The sequence below is a fragment of the Vibrio sp. Vb1127 genome, from assembly GCF_033338735.1.
GTDB classification, from domain to species: Bacteria; Pseudomonadota; Gammaproteobacteria; order Enterobacterales; family Vibrionaceae; genus Vibrio; species Vibrio alginolyticus.
In genome coordinates this window covers 1-17,389 of record NZ_JAWOTF010000006.1, presented here as the reverse complement: position 1 = coordinate 17,389, position 17,389 = coordinate 1, and the positions used below count along the sequence as shown (strand labels likewise).

Below are 17,389 nucleotides of genomic sequence, written 5' to 3'. Positions count from 1 at the left end.
CGTTACAAATGTTTCAGCATAATGCGTGAGTTAGTTTTAAAACCTTGATTATCGTAAAAGCGCTGTGCTGGCTGATTGAATTCCATCACTTCCAATCGAATTTGTGTGGCATTGGCGTCGCGCGCCCATTGCTCACAGGCTAGGAGCAGTTGGCGGCCGATTCCTTGCTGCTTTTGCGCTTCATCGACAACAATTGTTCCCACGCGACAAATTGGGTCTTTGATCAGAAAACTGACGGTGTCGTTTTGGGTGATCATCGCGGTTAAGAAGCCGAGAATTTGCTGTTCGCGTTCGGCAATCAAAAAGAGTCGCTCTTTGTTCTCTAGTGCTTGTGCAAGAAATTCACGGTCAGCTTCTGATGGCGCAACAAAGGCTTCTGGCGCATTCGCAAAATGCAGTGAATTAATTTGAAAATTAAGCTGAAAAATTTCGTCTAAATCATCGGGAATCGCTTGTCGGATATGGACTTGCATTCTATCTGCCCCCTGCAATATCGATAAATGATCCTGTGATATAAGAGGCTTCGTCACTTAATAGCCAAGCGATCGCATTTGCCACTTCTTCTACCGTGCCACCGCGTTTAAGAGGAATTTGAGGGCTGAGTCTATCTACTCGGTTTGGTTCTCCGCCGTCGGCATGCATATCAGTGTAAATGAAACCAGGTCGAACGCCATTGACGCGAATATTGCGCTCTGCCAACTCTAGCGAGAGCCCTTTAGTTAAGGTATCCATCGCGCCTTTTGATGTGGCGTAATCGACATACTCAAATGGCGCGCCTGAGCGCGACGCTCCAGAGGAGACATTCACAATTGCACCGCCTGCACTGAATCGCCTCGCCGCTTCTCGACAGCAGAGAAAACAGCTATTCACATTGGTGTTCATTACTTTCTGAAAGCGTTCCAAGCTGATTTCTGACAAAGGCGATTGAGTAAATAGGATGCCAACGTTGTTGACCAAGTGCGTCACTGCACCAAATTCACGTTCTGTTTCATCAAACAAGGAGAGCACTTGCTTCTCATCGGCTACGTCTGCGGCGATGGCAATCGCTTTTCCACCGTTTGCTTGTATTTCTGCCACAACTTGGTCGGCGGCCTCTTGCTGAGTGCGGTAATTAACGCAAACGCGATAGCCTTGCTCGGCCAGCTTTTTTGCCGCTGCGGCTCCAATGCCTCGGCTTGCGCCGGTAATGATGACTACTTTATTCAAAATACGTCCTTATTTATGTAGTGAGTAGATTTTATCGGCGTAGGGTTTGCCACCAATTTGGTATGCGTCTGGAATGACCTCAATGAGTTCGAAACCACATTTTATCAGGACACGCTCTGATGCAATATTGCCTTCAGTGACCGTCGCGGAAAAGTGGTTGATGTTATGTGTCGAGGTTGCCCAGTATAGAAGCGCTTGAAGAGTTTCTGTTCCAAACTGTTGGCCATGAAATTCCGGCAAAAGTAAGTAACCTACCTCTGCCTTACCGTTTTCAATAGCAAAGCCAGTGATGCCGATGGGTTGCTCAGATTGCTTATCGAGTATTACAAGGCAAAGCCAATGCTGGCAATTTGGGGTCCATGGTAATAATCGCGAAGCAAATTTTTCTCTTATTTCTGTTTCGCTGGGACGATCGAAACAGAGTGCAATAACCTCTTGTTCGGAGAGTAATCGTTGAAAGAGTTCCCAGTCACTGGCTTTGATGGGTCTTAATTGGCTTCTGTGCGTCTCGATATAAACTGACATGCGTGTCCTTACTGCATCAATGTGGAGATTCAGTCTCTCATCCTCTTATCTGTTTAATCAAATAGTTGCATTCATAAAAGTGATTTATGTGGTGAATGGTTGGCTGGGTAATGGATTATTGCCATATATTCATCTTTGAGATGCAAATAACAAAATTTCATACTTGAGGCATACAGAGCAACACGGAAATGATGTGGATCAAGAGAGGACTACCCATAAAGTAGTAATTTGCGACCTATAATTACATTTTATTTGGAAGTGTTGCTAATTATGTCAATAAAAAAACAATATGTTGCACTGCTGGTTGCTGCCGGCATTGGTGTGGGCTGGTTAACTTTGGGGGGGAGTGCGGCAGTAATGCATTACACCTCAGATACTGAATTTTGTCTCTCGTGCCACTCTATGGAAACCCCTTACAAAGAGTACCAAGGCTCAGTGCACTTCAGTAATGCGAAAGGCATTCGCGCGGAATGTTCTGACTGTCATATTCCTCAAGAACCAATGGATTACCTGATCACCAAAATTCGCGCGTCGAAAGACATCTACCATGAATTTGTGACAGGTAAGATCGACACGCCAGAGAAATATGAAGCACATCGTAAAGATATGGCTGAAACGGTATGGGCTCAGTTCCGTGAAAATGATTCAGCGACGTGTCGTTCGTGTCATGATTTCGATGCAATGGAAGAGTTTGAGCAATCACGTGATGCGGCGAAGATGCACGCTTACGCGAAAGCAAACGCTCAAACGTGTATCGATTGTCATAAAGGTGTGGCGCACTTTGCACCAGAAGCAGAGCTAGACAGCAAGGCATTTGAAACGTTGATGAGCTTCACCACAAAAACATCACCTGGTGCCAAAGTCGTTTACCCTGTGACTGAAATCACAATGGGTGAGATGGGTAAAATTAACCCAACGACGAAGTTGGAAGTAATCAGCTCTGAAGGCGACAACCGCACTGTTAAGTTGAACGCATTCCAAATGAAAGGCGCAGAGCAAGTGCTTTACATGGGAGAAGGTCAACGTGCCATCGTTGCAACGCTAACAGAGCAAGGCCAACAAGCGCTTGAAACTGGTGAATTTGAGGCAGATGTTTACGGCAACGAATGGCGCGCGGTTTCTCTAACAGGTGCTATTGATTCTCCAGTTGTAGACACGCTTGAACCCGTATGGTCATACGCAGAAGAGTTGGACAACGTTTACTGTGCAACTTGTCACGCGAAAATTCCTTCAAATCACTTCACAGTGAATGCATGGGGACCGGTAGCGAAAAGTATGGGTGATCGAACTGATATTTCAGCCGAGAACCTAGAAATTCTAACCAAGTTCTTCCAGCACCACGCGAAAGATGTGGTTGGTCACTAACGATAAATAGAAGGATAAGATTATGACTAATATGACCCGTCGCGGATTTCTAAAAGGCACTGGTATGGCGGCTGGTGCAATGGCATTCACTTCATTTGCACCTATGTCTGTTGCGTCTTCAAACCAGCGTGGCAAGGGCATTTTGACAGCGGGCCGCATGGGCCCAATGCTGTGTGAAGTGCAAGACGGTAAGCTGGTTTCAACCACGAACGCATTGCCACAAACGGTACCAAACAGCCTACAAAGCACCGGTCCTGACCAAGTGCATACCAAGGCGCGTGTGAAGTACCCAGTGGTACGTAAAGGCTACTTGGCAAACCCATCGTCGCCAGAAGGTGTGCGCGGTAGTGATGAGTTTGTGCGTGTGTCTTGGGATGAGGCTTACAAGCTGATCCACGAACAGCACATGCGAATTCGCAAAGAATATGGCCCGGCTTCTGTGTTTGCAGGCTCTTACGGCTGGCGTTCAAGTGGCGTGCTGCACAAAGCACAAACCTTGCTGCAACGTTACATGAGCATGGCGGGTGGCTATTCAGGCCACTTGGGTGACTACTCAACGGGTGCTGCGCAGATCATCATGCCGCACGTTGTGGGCTCTATCGAAGTGTACGAGCAACAAACCACGTACCCAGTGGTATTAGAGCACAGCGATGTGGTTGTGCTTTGGGGCTTAAACCCAATCAACACTCTAAAAATCGCGTGGAGCTCAACAGACTGTGCTGGTCTTGAATTCTTCCATCAATTGAAAAAATCAGGCAAGACGGTTATTGCGATTGACCCAATTCGTTCTGAAACCATCGAGTTCTTTGGCGAGAATGCGGAGTGGATTGCTCCTCACCCAATGACCGACGTGGCAATGATGATGGGTATCGCACACACCTTGGTGAAACAAGGTAAGCACGATAAAGCCTTCCTCGATAAATACACCGCAGGTTACGACAAGTTTGAAGCGTACCTGATGGGCGAAGAAGACGGCGTAGAAAAATCAGCAGAATGGGCATCACAAATCTGTGGCGTACCTGCGAAGCAACTTGAGCTACTGGCTGACATCTTCAGTAAAAACCGCACCATGCTGATGGCGGGTTGGGGCATGCAGCGCCAACAATACGGTGAGCAGCGTCACTGGATGCTGGTTACACTGGCAACGATGTTGGGTCAGATCGGTTTACCGGGCGGTGGTTTTGGTTTCTCTTACCACTACTCAAACGGTGGTAACCCTGCTCGTGATGCTGGCGTACTTCCTGCGATTTCGGCATCGCTGGGTGGCGGCTCTTCTGCGGGGAACGACTGGGCGGTGTCTGGCGCGGTGCAAAGCTTCCCTGTGGCGCGTATTGTCGAGGCGTTGGAAAACCCAGGTCAATCCTACCATCATAACGGTCATGAACTGACGTTCCCGGACATCAAGATGATTTGGTGGGCAGGTGGTGCGAACTTTACTCACCACCAAGACACCAACCGTCTGATCAAAGCGTGGCAAAAGCCTGAGCTGATCGTGATTTCAGAGCCTTACTGGACGGCGGCTGCGAAGCACGCGGACATTGTTCTGCCAATCACCACATCGTTCGAGCGTAACGACTTAACGATGACGGGTGACTACAGTAACCAACACTTGGTGCCAATGAAGCAAGTGGTTGAGCCGCAAGGTGAAGCGCGTAATGACTTCGATGTATTCGCGGACATGGCCGAGATGCTAGCTCCGGGTGGCCGTGACGTATACACCGAAGGCAAAACTGAAATGGAATGGCTGTACGGCTTCTACAAGGCGGCGCAACAAGGTGGCCGTGGCTCTCGCGTAGCAATGCCGAACTTCAGCAAGTTCTGGGAAGATAACCAACTGATCGAGATGAAGTGGAACGAGAAGAACGCACAGTTTGTTCGTTACGCAGATTTCCGTGAAGACCCGATCATGAATCCACTCGGTACACCAAGTGGTAAGATCGAAATCTTCTCGAAAACCATTGAAGGTTATCAGTTGGAAGACTGTCCTCCACACCCAACGTGGATGGCACCAACCGAGTACACTGGCAATGCAAAAGACGGCGAGTTGCAGCTAATGACCGCGCACGCAGCGCATCGTCTACACAGCCAGTTTAACTACGCGAAGATTCGCGAAGAGTACGCAATTGCAAACCGTGAACCTATTTGGATTCACCCTGAAGATGCGAAAGCGCGTGGTATTAAAACGGGCGATTTAGTTCGTGCGTTTAACAACCGTGGCCAAGTATTGGTTGGTGCAGAAGTGACTGACCGAATCAAGCAAGGTTCAGTGTGTATTCATGAAGGCGGCTGGCCGGATCTGGATCCGAAAACCGGCATTTGTAAGAACGGCGGTTGTAACGTGTTAACGTTGGATATTCCGACCTCTCGACTTGCAAACGGCTGTGCGGCGAACTCGGCGCTGGTTCGTATTGAAAAATACACTGGCCCAGAATTAGAACTAACAGCGTTTGAACCACCAAGAAATGGTTAGAAAAAAGTAGCGTTTTAAAGCAAGAAGCCAGCGAATCGCTGGCTTCTTTTTTATCTAGTAATCGTTCACATTAGCGCGAAGCGAGAGAAACAAATGGCATCTGTTTCTTAATTTGAAATGTCGGGAGTAAAGTAAATACAATCGCGACAAACAAGACTGAGCCTATTAAATCTTCAGGGCGATGCATCCCCAGCCATAAGCGGCTATATGCGACGCTCATTCCCCACATCCATAATGACAGTGCAGAGATATAGCACTTGTTCTGTAAGAACAACCCGCCAAAGAAAGCCAAACAAATCGAAACGAAAATCGTATGGCCGGATGGGAAAGAATAGTCTTTCTCGCCTTGCCAATGGCGTGTTCGCCAATCACTGACGTGTTCAGAAATCTGGTTAATTACGTTGGCTTGCTGCTTTGTATCCAACTGATAAAACGCGTCTGGGTGCTCAATCAATTGTTCTGCTGCGAGCAATTCCGTGTAGGGACGCGGGCTTTCTGTCATCAGTTTTAGCCCCGTTTTGCTGGCAAAACCAATCACCAGTAACAACCCTAACATTGAGAGTTTTTGTATCCACTCAATGCGACTTGGTTTAAAGCGAAATAAAGAAAGCAGTAGCAGTGTTAACGTAATTAAAAAGCCTTTGCTACCAGCAGAATCTGTGAGCAAAGTAAAAGTAATACCCAGACTTTCCGGCACCTGTGAAGTGAGATTGTGATAAGAGCCAAACAGCGACATTGGGATGATGCCAAGAACAAACAAGGCGAGCATCATCAATCCATATTTTTTGGTTTTCATTGAGAGCGTTTTGTTTTTATTGAGGGTTATTCAACCACGTGAAAATAAGGGGCTTATCTTACGTTATCTGGCGTGAAAAACTTATCAACGCTCTGTCAATTCGAGCGTGAAAGTGACATTGCAGCTCTTCGTTGTGAAAGGAGAGGTTGTTGAAAGTACTGAAAGGCAAACGCGCTCATCCATAAGCGCTTTGTTCAGGCGTGAGCAAGGTTAGCTCATCAACCCTAATAAATATTCCGATGCGGCTTTTGGATCTTCTGCGTGGCAAATCGCTGAAACCAAAGCTAAGCCATGAACACCAGTGGCGCTGAGTTGCGGAATGTTACTTTCGTTAATGCCGCCAATGGCAACAATCGGCAGTGAAGTCGTCTCTAACGCCATCTTCAAGCCATCAATACCCCAGAACTTCTTGGTGTTGGTTTTGGTCGGCGTCGCGAAGATTGCGCTCAAGCCGATGTAATCAATCGGAAGAGAGTCCGCTTCTGCAAGCTGCTCTTCATTTTCGATGGATAAGCCGAGGATTTTGTTTGGTCCAATCAACTCACGAGCGATAGTTGCGGGCATGTCTGATTGCCCGAGGTGAACCCCATCGGCATCAACTGCCAGTGCAACATCAACGCGGTCATTGATGATCAAAGGCACATTGGTATCTTTAAGGATGTCTTTCACGGCTTGAGCACGTTCGATAAACGCACGCACATCGCCGTGTTTTTCGCGGACTTGTACCATGGTCACGCCACCTTCCACGGCTTTTCTCACAACACGCTTTAGTGTGGCTAAATCTTGTTGGTCATCGGTGACCAAATATAAACGATAGGCGTTCATTTTGTTTCCTTTGGGCCTCTCATCTACAGGGAGTGAGAGGCCGGTATTTGTTAGAGAAAGCTTAACTCACTTGGAGTTTTAGGCGTTTTGCCAGTGTTTCTTCATCCAGTTGGTAAAGCTCATCCAACAGGTTCATTTGCAGACTGCCTGGCCCTCGCGCTTGCTCAGCCGCAATTTCACCCACAACGCCCAGTACCGCCGCGGCAGCAAGTCCGGAGTGATCACCAACAGCAGCGAAAGCACCCGTCAGTGCCGTTAGTGTGCAGCCCATTCCGGTTACGTATGGCATCATCTCGTGACCGTTGTTTAGCTGCACAGTTTGCTCTTTCGTGATGATGTAATCAGTCTCGCCAGAAATCACCACACTTGCACCATACTCTGAAACTAAGAAGTTCGCTGCGCCAAGTGCTGCGTCGCTGCTGTCTAACGCATCGACGCCTTTGCTTTGTGCTTGTTCGCCAGCGAGACCGATGATTTCTGAGGCGTTACCACGAATGATCAACTTGTCGGCAAGGCGTGCGATCTCACGTGATGTCTCGGTACGTAGTGAGCTTGCTCCGCAACCGACAGGGTCGAGTACAACGATTTTACCGTTGGCATTGGCTTGCTCTACGGCATAGCTCATGCGCGGTGTCCAAACGCTGTCTAGGGTACCGATGTTGATAACCAGTGCGCCAGCGAACGACATCATCTCTGCCATCTCTTGTTTGGAGTGCGCCATGATTGGAGAAGCGCCGATCGCTAATAGTGCGTTTGCTGTGTTATTCATCACCACGTAGTTAGTGATGTTGACGACTAACGGCTTTTGCTGGCGTACTGCGGTTAATGCTTGGGTGATTTGTTCAATTAACATGAGACTCTCCGATTAATCTTGCTGAGCGTTCAGACCTTGTTGCCAGAATGCTACTTCCATACGCGTTGCGGTTTTGAATACCTGAATCAGGTTTTGACCGCGCTGGCTGTTGATATCAATTTCTGCTAGCAACTGATTAAAGTGTTCTGCCCCTTTTGCGACACCAGATTGGAATTCCTCACCACCGTAGAGGTTGATCCAACTTGCATATGGGTTGCCTTCGATTACGGTCTTTTCATCTTCAATCAGCACCTTACCGATTACGGCATAACCGATGGAGCATGGCGCTAGTGCCGCGTATAGATCAACAAGATCGCCCGTCATGCCAGCATCTAATACGTAACGGGTGTAAGCCACAGTGCCGAAATCTTCTGGCTCGTTTTCTAAGTCGGATTCTGTCAGTCCCCATTGCTCACAGTAAGTCACGTGGTGGGCGATTTCAGAATCGAGCAATGCGTGTACGCTTGGTAGGGCACGGCGCATGTCATCCAAAGTACGTGCTTTGTAGATCGCTAATGCGTAAGCTCGTGCGTACTGCTTTAGGAAAAGAAAATCCTGCTTTAGGTAATGCAGAAAACAAGGCTGAGCCAGAGTGCCTTGCGCCAATTGCTGCACGAAAGCATGCTCAGTGTATTCTTGCCAATCTTGGCGGCAAGCGTCGATCAAATCTTGGTATTTCATTATGAGTATCTCGTTATCAAAAGACCCTAGGCTTAGATCCTAAGGTCAGTAGAATTAGTCAAAGCTCGGTACGTAATCTTTCGCTTTTGGCAGTGTTTCGATGATGTTTTGTGAATACATGAACTGCGCATAATCATCGTAGCGTTTCAGATCTACTGCGGATGGACGAAGAGCGAAACGAGTTAGCGTGTCGTTCCAAGCGCGTTGGTTAAGCTCGTTGTTGAGCGTGTCTGGTGAATAAGCCACGAACTCTTTCCACGACTCTTTTGGATGGTTAACGATGTAAGTGGTCGCTTGCTCTAGTGCTTTGTTGAATGCCTTGATGGCTTCTTTGTCGTAGTTTTTTGCATTGGCTACGAAGACTAACTCGTCATACGCTGGCACGCCGTGTTCTTCAGGGAAGAAGGCCTTAGCTTTATAACCTTCTAGTGCCAGTTGGTTGGTTTCGAAGTTACGTAGACCGCCCCAAATCGCATCCACCTTGCCAGACGCAAGAGACGAAGACAGCGCCCAACCTACGTTGATGATTTGTACGTCAGAAAACTTCACGTTTTCTTGCGCTAGCATGGTGCCGATTGTCGCTTCTTCGTTGCCTGCGATCGCAATACCGATCTTCTTGCCTTTCAAGTCGCCAAGGTTTTCATTCTTACCGTTATCCAGCACCATCAACGTGTTGAGTGGCGTAGCAATCAAAGTCGCAGAGCGGATTAGTGGCAAACCCGCCGCGACATCGATAGTTAGGCTTGGTTGGTAAGAAATCGCCATGTCGACTTTACCCGCCGCGACCAACTTAGGTGGCGTGCTTGGATCTGCCGGCTCTTGAATGTTGACCTTCAAACCTTGTTCTTTGAAGTAACCACGCTCTTTGGCAATCACGATAGGACCATGATTTGGGTTGACGAACCAATCCAACATCAGTGTCATCTCTTTTTCTGCTGCAAGCACATTGGTTGATACCACTGAAGCGAGTAGAGCAGCAGCGCTCATAAGTTTGTTTTTATTCACGGGGTTCTTCCTTTTCTTTCCCAATTTTCTTTGGTTATTTTCTGTAATTATTTGCTTTCCCAAGGGATGGCTTTTTTCAATAATTTATCGGTGATGAAGTAGAGTGAGATAGACAGCACGGCTAGGATAAACAGCGCCGCAAACATCTCATCAATGATCATGCGAGCATTAGCTTGGAGCATCAGATAACCCAAGCCTTCACTTGAACCTACCCACTCACCGACCACTGCTCCAATCGGCGCAATAACGACGGCAACACGAATGCCTGAGGCTAAAGTTGGTAGGGCGGCTGGCAATTGAATATGACGAAGTAACTGCCATTTAGACGCGCCCATGGTCTTGGCAAGGTCGAGGTAACCTGTTGGTGTATTACGTAAGCCGTCGTAGCAACATGTGGTGACGGGGAAAAAGATGATGATCGCCGCCATGACGACTTTCGATGCAATGCCGTAACCCAGCCAAAGCATGAGTACTGGCGCGATGGCGAACACAGGGATCGCTTGGCTAGCAATCAGAATAGGCAGTAACCAACGCTTCAGCGGCTCGAACATCAGCATTTGCAATGCGAACAGCAAACCCATCGATAATCCAAGCGCCAAACCAAGTAAGATCTCTTGCGCAGTAACCCAAGTATGTTTGAGCAGGACATCGTAACGAGTGACCAATCTATCCAGCACTTCAATTGGTGAAGGTAAGATGAAGCTTGGCATATCGAATATCACCACGACCAACTGCCACAATCCCAAGATCACCGCCGTGCTGATGACCAAACGGAGAGCCGGATGGGTCACGCGTTCTTTTTTACTAATACGTGCCGAAACGGAGTTGTACTGAGTCATATCACTCATAGTCTTTCTCCAATTGATCCAAAATCGCCTGTTGTAGCGCTGCGCACTCTCCATCGAGAACTCGTGGCGGCTTGGAGTCTGGAACGACCAAGTGCTGAGCTTGCGCAGGTGTGCCTTGCAACACATAGAGTTGGTGAGCTAATCGCACCGCTTCTTGTGGGTCGTGGGTAATAAGAACAACCGTCTTGTCTTTCAGTAATTCGGCAGACAAGGTTTGCAACTTATGGCGAGTAACCGCGTCCAGTGCAGAGAAAGGCTCATCCATCAGAACTAGAGGTTTGTCTTGCATCAGAGTGCGAGCAAGGGCAACACGCTGTCTCATGCCGCCAGAGAGCTGAGCTGGCTTAGCATCCGGGTAATCGGCGAGTCCCACTTGGCTGAGTAAAGTCAGTGCACGTTGTTTATTTTGTTCTGGTGCTTGCTCTTGAGAAAATCGAGAACTGAGGCAGACGTTGTCTAACACATTCAACCACGGTAGCAATAAATCCTGCTGAGCCATGTAAGCGATACGGTCATGCAGTGCAGCGCCATCCGTTGTGATGAGTTCGCCATGCCAGTCAACTTGGTCATCCAGCAGGCCAGCTAAGTAACGCAATATTGTGGTTTTCCCGCAGCCACTTCGTCCGAGTAATACCGTCCATTTACCGACGGGAATGGTCATGTTCATTCCTGCTAAAGTCGGTGTTTGGCTATCTTTGTATCGCAGGCTAGCATCGGAAAGCTGAATGCCAATCGCGTTAGCGAACATAAGTATGACCCGCAAAAAAGTGGTTCACAGGGCCGTGACCTTTACCGACATCCAATTCATCAGCGTGCGCGATAGCTTGGCTGATGTACTGCTTACCAAGGTGCACCGCTTTGTGCAGATTGTTGCCTTGTCCAAGATAAGATGCGATGGCAGAAGACAGCGTGCAGCCTGTGCCATGGGTGTTTTTGGTTGGAAATCGCTTGGCGCTAATTAACTCGGCACTGTCTTGCATGATAAGCAGATCGTTGCTGTTTTCATTTTCTTCAAGGTGACCGCCTTTGAGCAGAATAGCTTTGGCGCCAAGCGCACGAAGGTCGGTAATCATATCGTTCATTTCAGACTCTGATTGAGGCACTGGCTTACCCGTCAATGCTGCGCCTTCGGGTAGGTTAGGGGTAATGATGTCTGCGAGCGGAATCAATTCTTCTTTTAAAGTGCTGATTGCCGACTGTTCCAATAATAGATCGCCGCTAGTGGCCACCATTACAGGGTCAATCACGAGGTGTTTTGGCTGGTACTGTTTAATTTTGTCAGCAACGACTTTGATGATGTTGGAATCGGCCAGCATGCCCACTTTGACTGCAACGATGTTGAGGTCGGTAAATACTGCATCAAGTTGGCTCTCTACATGGTCGAGAGGAATGGGGAAAATCGCAGAAACGCCTTGGGTATTTTGCGAAGTAATCGCCGTGATTACCGAGCAAGCAAAACTGCCGGTTGCGGACATCGCTTTGATGTCGGCTTGAATACCTGCACCGCCACCACTGTCTGAACCCGCGATGGTCAATACGATAGGGGTAGGCAAGGCTGGCGTTTGATGTGAATGAGGTTGTGATTGCTGCGTCATGGTCGCTCCTACTACAAGACGTATAGGAACTGACTTTGACCGTTGCAGATAGATCGATTTTTCGATCGCTATCGCTTACCTAAGAGGGGCGACGAAAGGCAAAGTGTGCATAGTTCCCTACGTCAGTGCTAACTGAATCAGGTTCAACGGGTCTCGAATTTCGATCTCAGCCAACACTTGTCGTGTGGCCCCCCGACTATTTCGTTCGGATGATAGCAGGACCATTGCGGAAGGGATACGTTTTTTGAGCGTAATTATAATGAGTATTCAATTATGCGAGGTGAGTGATAAAGTAAGCACCTAAATGGTTTGCTGGGTGGAATTTACTAGTGCAACGCTCTGGTGAATGAGCAGAACCTGGAATATTTAATAAATAATCGTGGTCTCGTTAAGCAAGGATTAGCACAAAACAAGGTTAAAAAACTGTTAAAATTTAACGTGTTGCCAATTTAACTTTGTTGAACTTTTTCACAGTTAATTAGGATGGCTAAGACGATCATCGAGCAAGGAGACTTCATGCTTAATTCTGTAACAGCGAAGTCAGTGATCGATCATGCGCTCTTTTTGGGGGCTGATTTCGCTGAACTATTCGTTGAACATCACCAAACCAACACTGTCCAGATCGCATCTGGTGAAGTGGATAAGGTTAACTCGGGTATCGATTTTGGTATCGGTATTCGTCTTTTTTTCGGTCATAAGGTGCTTTACGGTTACACCAACAGCACAGATGAAGCCGAACTAAAGCGCGTAACCTCGCTGCTTGCTGCAAAAGACAAGCGTGAGCAAATCGCGTCAGCGGGTTCTTTGAATTTGAACCGCTACCCAATCCAACATGGTTGCCGCATGCCGCTAAGCAAGGATGCTAACCTAGATTCAAAAATCGCGTTTCTATTGAAAGTTGACCAAGCCACACGTGCTGAGAGTGAACATATCAGCCAGTTTATTGGCAGCGTTCTTCAGCGTGAACAGCAAGTGTCTATCTTCAACTCAGAAGGTCTACACGTTGACGATACCCGTCACTACATACGAGTTGCTGGTAATACTGTCGCTCAAAAAGGTAATGAGCAGTCTTCTGGTATGGAAGGTCCTGGCGCTCTTGCTGGTTGGGAATTCAGTGAACAGCTTGATGCCAAAGAGCTAGGTCAAACTATCGCGCAGCAAGCGTTAGTAAAACTTGGCGCGGATGCTTGTCCATCGGGTGAAATGCCGGTGGTGATTGGTAACGGCTTTGGCGGCGTTATCTTCCATGAAGCATGTGGTCACTTGCTAGAAACCACTTCCGTTGCGAAGAAAGCATCAGTCTTCCACGACAAGATGGGCGAAATGGTTGCTCACACCGCAGTGAATGCAGTCGATGATGGCACCATGACCAACGAATGGGGCTCGATTCATGTTGATGACGAAGGCATGAAGACTCAGCGCACCCAATTGATCAAAGACGGTAAGCTAACCAGCTTTATGGTCGATAAAATGGGTGGCATGAAGACAGGTTACGAACCTACGGGTTCTGGTCGTCGTCAAAACTACAAGTTTGCACCAACCTCGCGTATGCGTAATACCTTTATCGAAGAAGGCGAGCATTCACTTGATGACATGCTGGCAGGCATCGAGCGTGGTATCTATGCGAAGAAGATGGGCGGTGGCTCTGTTCAACCGGGTACGGGGGAGTTTAACTTTGCTGTTCGTGAAGCCTACCTCATTGAAAATGGCAAAATCACCAAGCCTCTGAAAACAGCAACGCTGATCAGCACGGGTCCAAAAGTGTTGAAAGAAATCAGCATGGTCGGCAAAGACATGGCGCTTGCGCCGGGCATGTGTGGTTCCGTGAGTGGTTCAGTACCAACAACTGTCGGTCAGCCAACGCTGAAAGTCGATAACATTCTGGTAGGAGGCGGTAACTAATGAGCCAAGAACAACAACTTCTTAATGCGGTTGATTACGTCCTATCAGAAGCAAAACGCCAAGGTGCAGAAGCGGACGTCATTGTAAACCGTAACAGTAGCTTTTCTTTGAAAGCGAACCAAGGAAAGCTGGATGAGTACAAAGTAAGCTCAAGCCAAGTTCTGGGTGTTCGTGTTGTGAAAGATGCGCGTGTTGCAACAAGCTATTCTGAGTCGTTAGAGCAACCAAGCTTGGATTTGATGCTGACCAACGCACTTCAAAGCGCTCGCTTTTCCAAGCAAGATGAACATCAGACGATTAGTTGCGTGAACAGTCAAATCGCGACTGATGTTGCTGAGATTGCGCAAGAAGATACAACTTCTGTTGACGAAAAAATCGAACTGTCTCTCGCTCTTGAGCAAGGCGTAGTGGCTCTGCCTCACGCTTCTAGCGCACCTTACAATGGTTACAGCGATGGTGAAACACAACTGATCATTGCCAATACTCAAGGCACATTGTGTCAACACTTCGAGCGCTCGTTCACTTGTTACGCGTATACCTTGTTTGAAAAAGACGGCAAACAGTCAATGGCGGGTAGAATGTCACTGGGTCGCCGTTTTGATGAGTTGAATCCAGCTTACTGTATCGAGGGTGGCTACAACCTTGCTCGCGATCTTCTTGAAGGCGCACCGGTTGCGACGGGTAACTACCCTGCTATCTTCCACATCAATGCGCTAGCAAGTTTATTCGGTGCTTTCGGCAGTGCTTTCTCTGGCGTAAGCGCGATGAAAGGCATTACGCCACTGGGTGACAAGCTTGGTCAACGTGTTGCCAGTGATTTGATTACCTTTACTGATACGGCTTACATGCCAAATGGTATGGCAATCGCGAGTTTTGATAGTGAAGGCTTCGCTACTCAAAACAATGTGATGATTGCTAATGGTGAGTTGAAAACCTTGCTACACAACAGCCAGACCGCAAGTTACTTGGGCGCAGTCTCGACAGCAAGTGCCGCTCGCGGTGCACAATCGAGCCTAGACGTATCAGCGAATCACAAAGTGATTGCGACAGGTAACAGCAGTGCGTCAGAAGTAAAAGCGGGTGAGTACCTAGAGTTAGTCGAACTTCAAGGTGTCCATTCTGGTGCGGATGCAGTGAGTGGTGATTTCTCATTTGGTGCGAGTGGCTTCTTGTGCCGTGATGGTGAGCGCGTTCAACCAGTGCGTGGTATCACTGTAGCGGGTAACTTCTACAAGATGCTGCAAGAAGTTGAGGCAGTGGGTGATACTCAGCTAATTAACGATAGCCGAACTTTCTTCTCGCCAGACGTTCGTTTTGCTCGTTTGAGCATTGGTGGTAAGTAAACTTAGCATTACTATAGAAACAAAAAGAGGACTCAATGGAGTCCTCTTTCTTTTATCGAATGATTAACTCGCGAGAATTAAAATTCGCGAATGTCCAACTCATTGTGGATCAATACCACACACTGAGAAGCGAAAAGCATCTTAGGACCTAAGCTGATTTTCTCTGTGCCAAGGCGCTTCAAGCTGTTAAAAGACTTCTTCGGCATCGGAATATGGTCAGTTAGCAAGAAACATGGGTTTCCACCGATTTCTGCATCACGAACAAATTCGCCTTTTTTATCCAACATATATAGTTGGTGATCTTCTGCCAGTTCTTGCACTAGGCGTTCAAAACTGACGGTACGAACGGTAATACCAGGTTCGACTTCACGAAGTTGCTCTTTGCCCATACCAACCGAAGTATCCAAAGCGCGAGCAACTGCTGCAATTAAGGTTGACTCATGGAAGCCGCCAATGTTGGTGATGTCGTTAGAGCGAATAGTAATGGTGCGTGAGAAATCTTTTGTGCTTTCTAAAACCAAGTGAACAACCACATCTTCACGGTGTGATTGAGCAACGAACATAGTGTTCATCATGGTATGAGCAAGAATCTCTGTATGAGCTTCATTACCAACACCTTCTAACAGTGCTTTGCTGGTGGTTGGCGCCGCGCGAGCTCGTAAAACAAAAGAGCGCATGAATTTAGCCTTTATATAGGAAGAGTGAATGCGCGGAAGTATATACCCAAGCTGGGAAGGGATGCGAGTTTAATAGCAAATGTGAACTTACTTACAAAGCTTCGATTGTCGTGCGGAGTGCGCTGGTTAAAATAGAGGTAACCTGTTAGGAGCGGTATATGGAAATCAAACAGATAAATAAAGACATTTATAAAAAGAAAGTAAACCTTGTGATTGGCGGTTTTGTTGCGTTGCTCGCCATCTCCTCTCTTGCCTTTAGTACCCTGTTGATTGTTTTGTTTGGCAACACTGAAGTCGTACCAGAACAATCAACGGGCAATTTCCATTGGAATTTGATTGGTGTCGTTCTCGCAGTTGCAACTTCCCTCTCTTTATTGAATCACATTAAAACTCGACCATACATGGAAGAAGTGCTGTACGTTTGGAAACTCAAGCAACTGCACAACAAAATCTTTCGTAAACTAAAAAGCATTAAAGCAGCCGCGAGCAATGACGATGTAAAAGCGCTCACTACGCTTAAGTTCTATTACACCACGCAACGCCAAGTGTTTGAGCTAGACAACAACACATTAACGATGAGTAGTGTAAATAAAGAACTAGAGGCAATAGATCAAATCGAAGTCGACAAATCACTGCACCTTGATATTGCAAGCTTTGAAGAGGGGTGGATAGACACATATTGATTGCTTATTTGCTACTTGAGGTTAACAACTGAGTGCTAAAAACAAGCGTTTGAGTGAGATTTAATCATTCGACGCTTTTTTTTGAATTTTTTTCTGAAAAGGGGTTGCCAAGAAAAATCATCTCCCTATAATGCGCCTCCGTTGTCAGGGCAAAGCGGAAACGTAAAAGCGGTTGGCAACAAGGCGAAAGAAAAACTTCTAAAAATTAATTTAAAAAAGTGTTTGACACTGAAAATTATTTCCTTAGAATACGCCTCCGCTTCGATAGCAAAGCTTACGAAGCAAGCTCTTTAACAATATAGACCTATCAATCTGTGTGGGCACTCGTTGATGATAATCCAATTAGATATTTCTTTCTTAACGGAAAGCGGTATCAAATTAGGTTTCAATGAAACGAAGTGACCAATCAAGTCTTCGGACTTGGCACAGTCAATTCATTATCGTTCTGTTGGAACGATAATAGCTTTAAAATTACATTAGTAGTTTTGAAGTCAGTATTCATTGAGCCTCTCCCTATTTATTTAGGGAATCAAAAACTTTAAATTGAAGAGTTTGATCATGGCTCAGATTGAACGCTGGCGGCAGGCCTAACACATGCAAGTCGAGCGGAAACGA

17 protein-coding genes, 1 rRNA gene and 1 riboswitch are annotated in these 17,389 nt (G+C 47.2%); of the genes, 6 read left to right on the top strand and 12 right to left on the bottom strand.

What is annotated here, in order from left to right; genetic code table 11:
- Positions 1 to 2: 2 nt before the first annotated feature.
- The 3 genes from R7H07_RS10340 to R7H07_RS10330 are packed head-to-tail and all read right to left on the bottom strand — an operon-like array spanning position 3 to position 1,731.
- Complete coding sequence (locus R7H07_RS10340) at positions 3 to 473, bottom strand: GNAT family N-acetyltransferase (protein ID WP_025768770.1); 471 nt, start codon at positions 471 to 473, stop codon at positions 3 to 5.
- Position 474: 1 nt separating this feature from the next.
- Positions 475 to 1,206, bottom strand: a complete 732-nt coding sequence (locus R7H07_RS10335) for a glucose 1-dehydrogenase (RefSeq protein ID WP_136976751.1) — start codon at positions 1,204 to 1,206, stop codon at positions 475 to 477.
- Positions 1,207 to 1,215: 9 nt separating this feature from the next.
- Positions 1,216 to 1,731: a GNAT family N-acetyltransferase gene (locus R7H07_RS10330; RefSeq protein ID WP_005374306.1), complete on the bottom strand. Its 516-nt coding sequence runs from the start codon at positions 1,729 to 1,731 to the stop codon at positions 1,216 to 1,218.
- A gap of 270 nt (positions 1,732 to 2,001) precedes the next feature.
- Between R7H07_RS10330 and R7H07_RS10325 the strand changes: the two genes are divergently transcribed.
- Together R7H07_RS10325 and R7H07_RS10320 are read left to right on the top strand one after the other, a co-directional pair.
- Positions 2,002 to 3,096, top strand: coding sequence for a NapC/NirT family cytochrome c (locus tag R7H07_RS10325; protein WP_206959550.1), 1,095 nt, complete (start codon positions 2,002 to 2,004; stop codon positions 3,094 to 3,096).
- Positions 3,097 to 3,118: 22 nt separating this feature from the next.
- On the top strand, positions 3,119 to 5,566 hold the full coding sequence (locus R7H07_RS10320) for a trimethylamine-N-oxide reductase 2 (protein WP_136976749.1): 2,448 nt from the start codon (positions 3,119 to 3,121) through the stop codon (positions 5,564 to 5,566).
- Between the two features lie 70 nt (positions 5,567 to 5,636).
- On the opposite strand, the gene R7H07_RS10315 is transcribed toward R7H07_RS10320, so the two are convergent.
- The 8 genes from R7H07_RS10315 to thiD form a co-directional block, all read right to left on the bottom strand.
- Entirely contained in the window at positions 5,637 to 6,362 is a 726-nt protein-coding gene (locus R7H07_RS10315) for a phosphatase PAP2 family protein (RefSeq protein WP_005374297.1), read from the bottom strand.
- 210 nt (positions 6,363 to 6,572) lie between these two features.
- Positions 6,573 to 7,187 (bottom strand): thiamine phosphate synthase, encoded by a 615-nt coding sequence (gene thiE / locus R7H07_RS10310; RefSeq protein ID WP_005374296.1) that lies wholly within the window; start codon positions 7,185 to 7,187, stop codon positions 6,573 to 6,575.
- A gap of 61 nt (positions 7,188 to 7,248) precedes the next feature.
- Positions 7,249 to 8,040, bottom strand: coding sequence for a hydroxyethylthiazole kinase (gene thiM, locus R7H07_RS10305; RefSeq protein WP_005374295.1), 792 nt, complete (start codon positions 8,038 to 8,040; stop codon positions 7,249 to 7,251).
- 12 nt (positions 8,041 to 8,052) lie between these two features.
- On the bottom strand, positions 8,053 to 8,721 hold the full coding sequence (gene tenA / locus R7H07_RS10300) for a thiaminase II (protein WP_005374294.1): 669 nt from the start codon (positions 8,719 to 8,721) through the stop codon (positions 8,053 to 8,055).
- Between the two features lie 54 nt (positions 8,722 to 8,775).
- On the bottom strand, positions 8,776 to 9,726 hold the full coding sequence (locus tag R7H07_RS10295) for an ABC transporter substrate-binding protein (protein ID WP_005374293.1): 951 nt from the start codon (positions 9,724 to 9,726) through the stop codon (positions 8,776 to 8,778).
- A gap of 47 nt (positions 9,727 to 9,773) precedes the next feature.
- Positions 9,774 to 10,574 carry an ABC transporter permease gene (locus tag R7H07_RS10290; protein ID WP_005374292.1) on the bottom strand — a complete coding sequence of 267 codons (801 nt, stop codon included), beginning with the start codon at positions 10,572 to 10,574 and terminating at the stop codon, positions 9,774 to 9,776.
- Complete coding sequence (locus R7H07_RS10285; protein ID WP_206959551.1) at positions 10,567 to 11,322, bottom strand: ABC transporter ATP-binding protein; 756 nt, start codon at positions 11,320 to 11,322, stop codon at positions 10,567 to 10,569. The genes R7H07_RS10290 and R7H07_RS10285 overlap by 8 nt, the downstream gene beginning before the upstream one ends.
- Positions 11,312 to 12,169 carry a bifunctional hydroxymethylpyrimidine kinase/phosphomethylpyrimidine kinase gene (thiD, locus tag R7H07_RS10280; protein ID WP_206959552.1) on the bottom strand — a complete coding sequence of 286 codons (858 nt, stop codon included), beginning with the start codon at positions 12,167 to 12,169 and terminating at the stop codon, positions 11,312 to 11,314. The genes R7H07_RS10285 and thiD overlap by 11 nt, the downstream gene beginning before the upstream one ends.
- A 97-nt stretch (positions 12,170 to 12,266) precedes the next feature.
- A riboswitch (TPP riboswitch) is annotated at positions 12,267 to 12,374 on the bottom strand.
- Positions 12,375 to 12,685: 311 nt separating this feature from the next.
- Here thiD and R7H07_RS10275 point away from each other — a divergent pair.
- Together R7H07_RS10275 and R7H07_RS10270 are read left to right on the top strand one after the other, a co-directional pair.
- Positions 12,686 to 14,071, top strand: coding sequence for a TldD/PmbA family protein (locus R7H07_RS10275; RefSeq protein WP_206959553.1), 1,386 nt, complete (start codon positions 12,686 to 12,688; stop codon positions 14,069 to 14,071).
- Positions 14,071 to 15,414 (top strand): TldD/PmbA family protein, encoded by a 1,344-nt coding sequence (locus R7H07_RS10270; protein ID WP_206959555.1) that lies wholly within the window; start codon positions 14,071 to 14,073, stop codon positions 15,412 to 15,414. Before R7H07_RS10275 ends, R7H07_RS10270 begins: the two co-directional genes overlap by 1 nt.
- Before the next feature lie 77 nt (positions 15,415 to 15,491).
- Here R7H07_RS10270 and trmY read toward each other — a convergent pair whose 3' ends face one another.
- Positions 15,492 to 16,091 carry a tRNA (pseudouridine(54)-N(1))-methyltransferase TrmY gene (gene trmY, locus R7H07_RS10265; RefSeq protein ID WP_138940961.1) on the bottom strand — a complete coding sequence of 200 codons (600 nt, stop codon included), beginning with the start codon at positions 16,089 to 16,091 and terminating at the stop codon, positions 15,492 to 15,494.
- Between the two features lie 158 nt (positions 16,092 to 16,249).
- Here trmY and R7H07_RS10260 point away from each other — a divergent pair, with 158 nt between their 5' ends.
- On the top strand, positions 16,250 to 16,774 hold the full coding sequence (locus R7H07_RS10260; RefSeq protein ID WP_206959557.1) for a DUF3087 domain-containing protein: 525 nt from the start codon (positions 16,250 to 16,252) through the stop codon (positions 16,772 to 16,774).
- Between the two features lie 540 nt (positions 16,775 to 17,314).
- Positions 17,315 to 17,389 (top strand): 16S ribosomal RNA (locus R7H07_RS10255); the annotation flags it as partial.

Excerpts from the sequence above, each read along its gene's own strand:
- R7H07_RS10340 (WP_025768770.1), bottom strand. The coding sequence starts at position 473 with ATGCAAGTCCATATCCGACAAGCGATTCCCGATGATTTAGACGAAATT.
- R7H07_RS10330 (WP_005374306.1), bottom strand. The coding sequence starts at position 1,731 with ATGTCAGTTTATATCGAGACGCACAGAAGCCAATTAAGACCCATCAAA.
- R7H07_RS10325 (WP_206959550.1), top strand. The coding sequence starts at position 2,002 with ATGTCAATAAAAAAACAATATGTTGCACTGCTGGTTGCTGCCGGCATT.
- R7H07_RS10320 (WP_136976749.1), top strand. The coding sequence starts at position 3,119 with ATGACTAATATGACCCGTCGCGGATTTCTAAAAGGCACTGGTATGGCG.
- R7H07_RS10315 (WP_005374297.1), bottom strand. The coding sequence starts at position 6,362 with ATGAAAACCAAAAAATATGGATTGATGATGCTCGCCTTGTTTGTTCTT.
- thiE (WP_005374296.1), bottom strand. The coding sequence starts at position 7,187 with ATGAACGCCTATCGTTTATATTTGGTCACCGATGACCAACAAGATTTA.
- thiM (WP_005374295.1), bottom strand. The coding sequence starts at position 8,040 with ATGTTAATTGAACAAATCACCCAAGCATTAACCGCAGTACGCCAGCAA.
- tenA (WP_005374294.1), bottom strand. The coding sequence starts at position 8,721 with ATGAAATACCAAGATTTGATCGACGCTTGCCGCCAAGATTGGCAAGAA.
- R7H07_RS10290 (WP_005374292.1), bottom strand. The coding sequence starts at position 10,574 with ATGAGTGATATGACTCAGTACAACTCCGTTTCGGCACGTATTAGTAAA.
- R7H07_RS10285 (WP_206959551.1), bottom strand. The coding sequence starts at position 11,322 with ATGTTCGCTAACGCGATTGGCATTCAGCTTTCCGATGCTAGCCTGCGA.
- thiD (WP_206959552.1), bottom strand. The coding sequence starts at position 12,169 with ATGACGCAGCAATCACAACCTCATTCACATCAAACGCCAGCCTTGCCT.
- R7H07_RS10275 (WP_206959553.1), top strand. The coding sequence starts at position 12,686 with ATGCTTAATTCTGTAACAGCGAAGTCAGTGATCGATCATGCGCTCTTT.
- R7H07_RS10270 (WP_206959555.1), top strand. The coding sequence starts at position 14,071 with ATGAGCCAAGAACAACAACTTCTTAATGCGGTTGATTACGTCCTATCA.
- trmY (WP_138940961.1), bottom strand. The coding sequence starts at position 16,091 with ATGCGCTCTTTTGTTTTACGAGCTCGCGCGGCGCCAACCACCAGCAAA.
- R7H07_RS10260 (WP_206959557.1), top strand. The coding sequence starts at position 16,250 with ATGGAAATCAAACAGATAAATAAAGACATTTATAAAAAGAAAGTAAAC.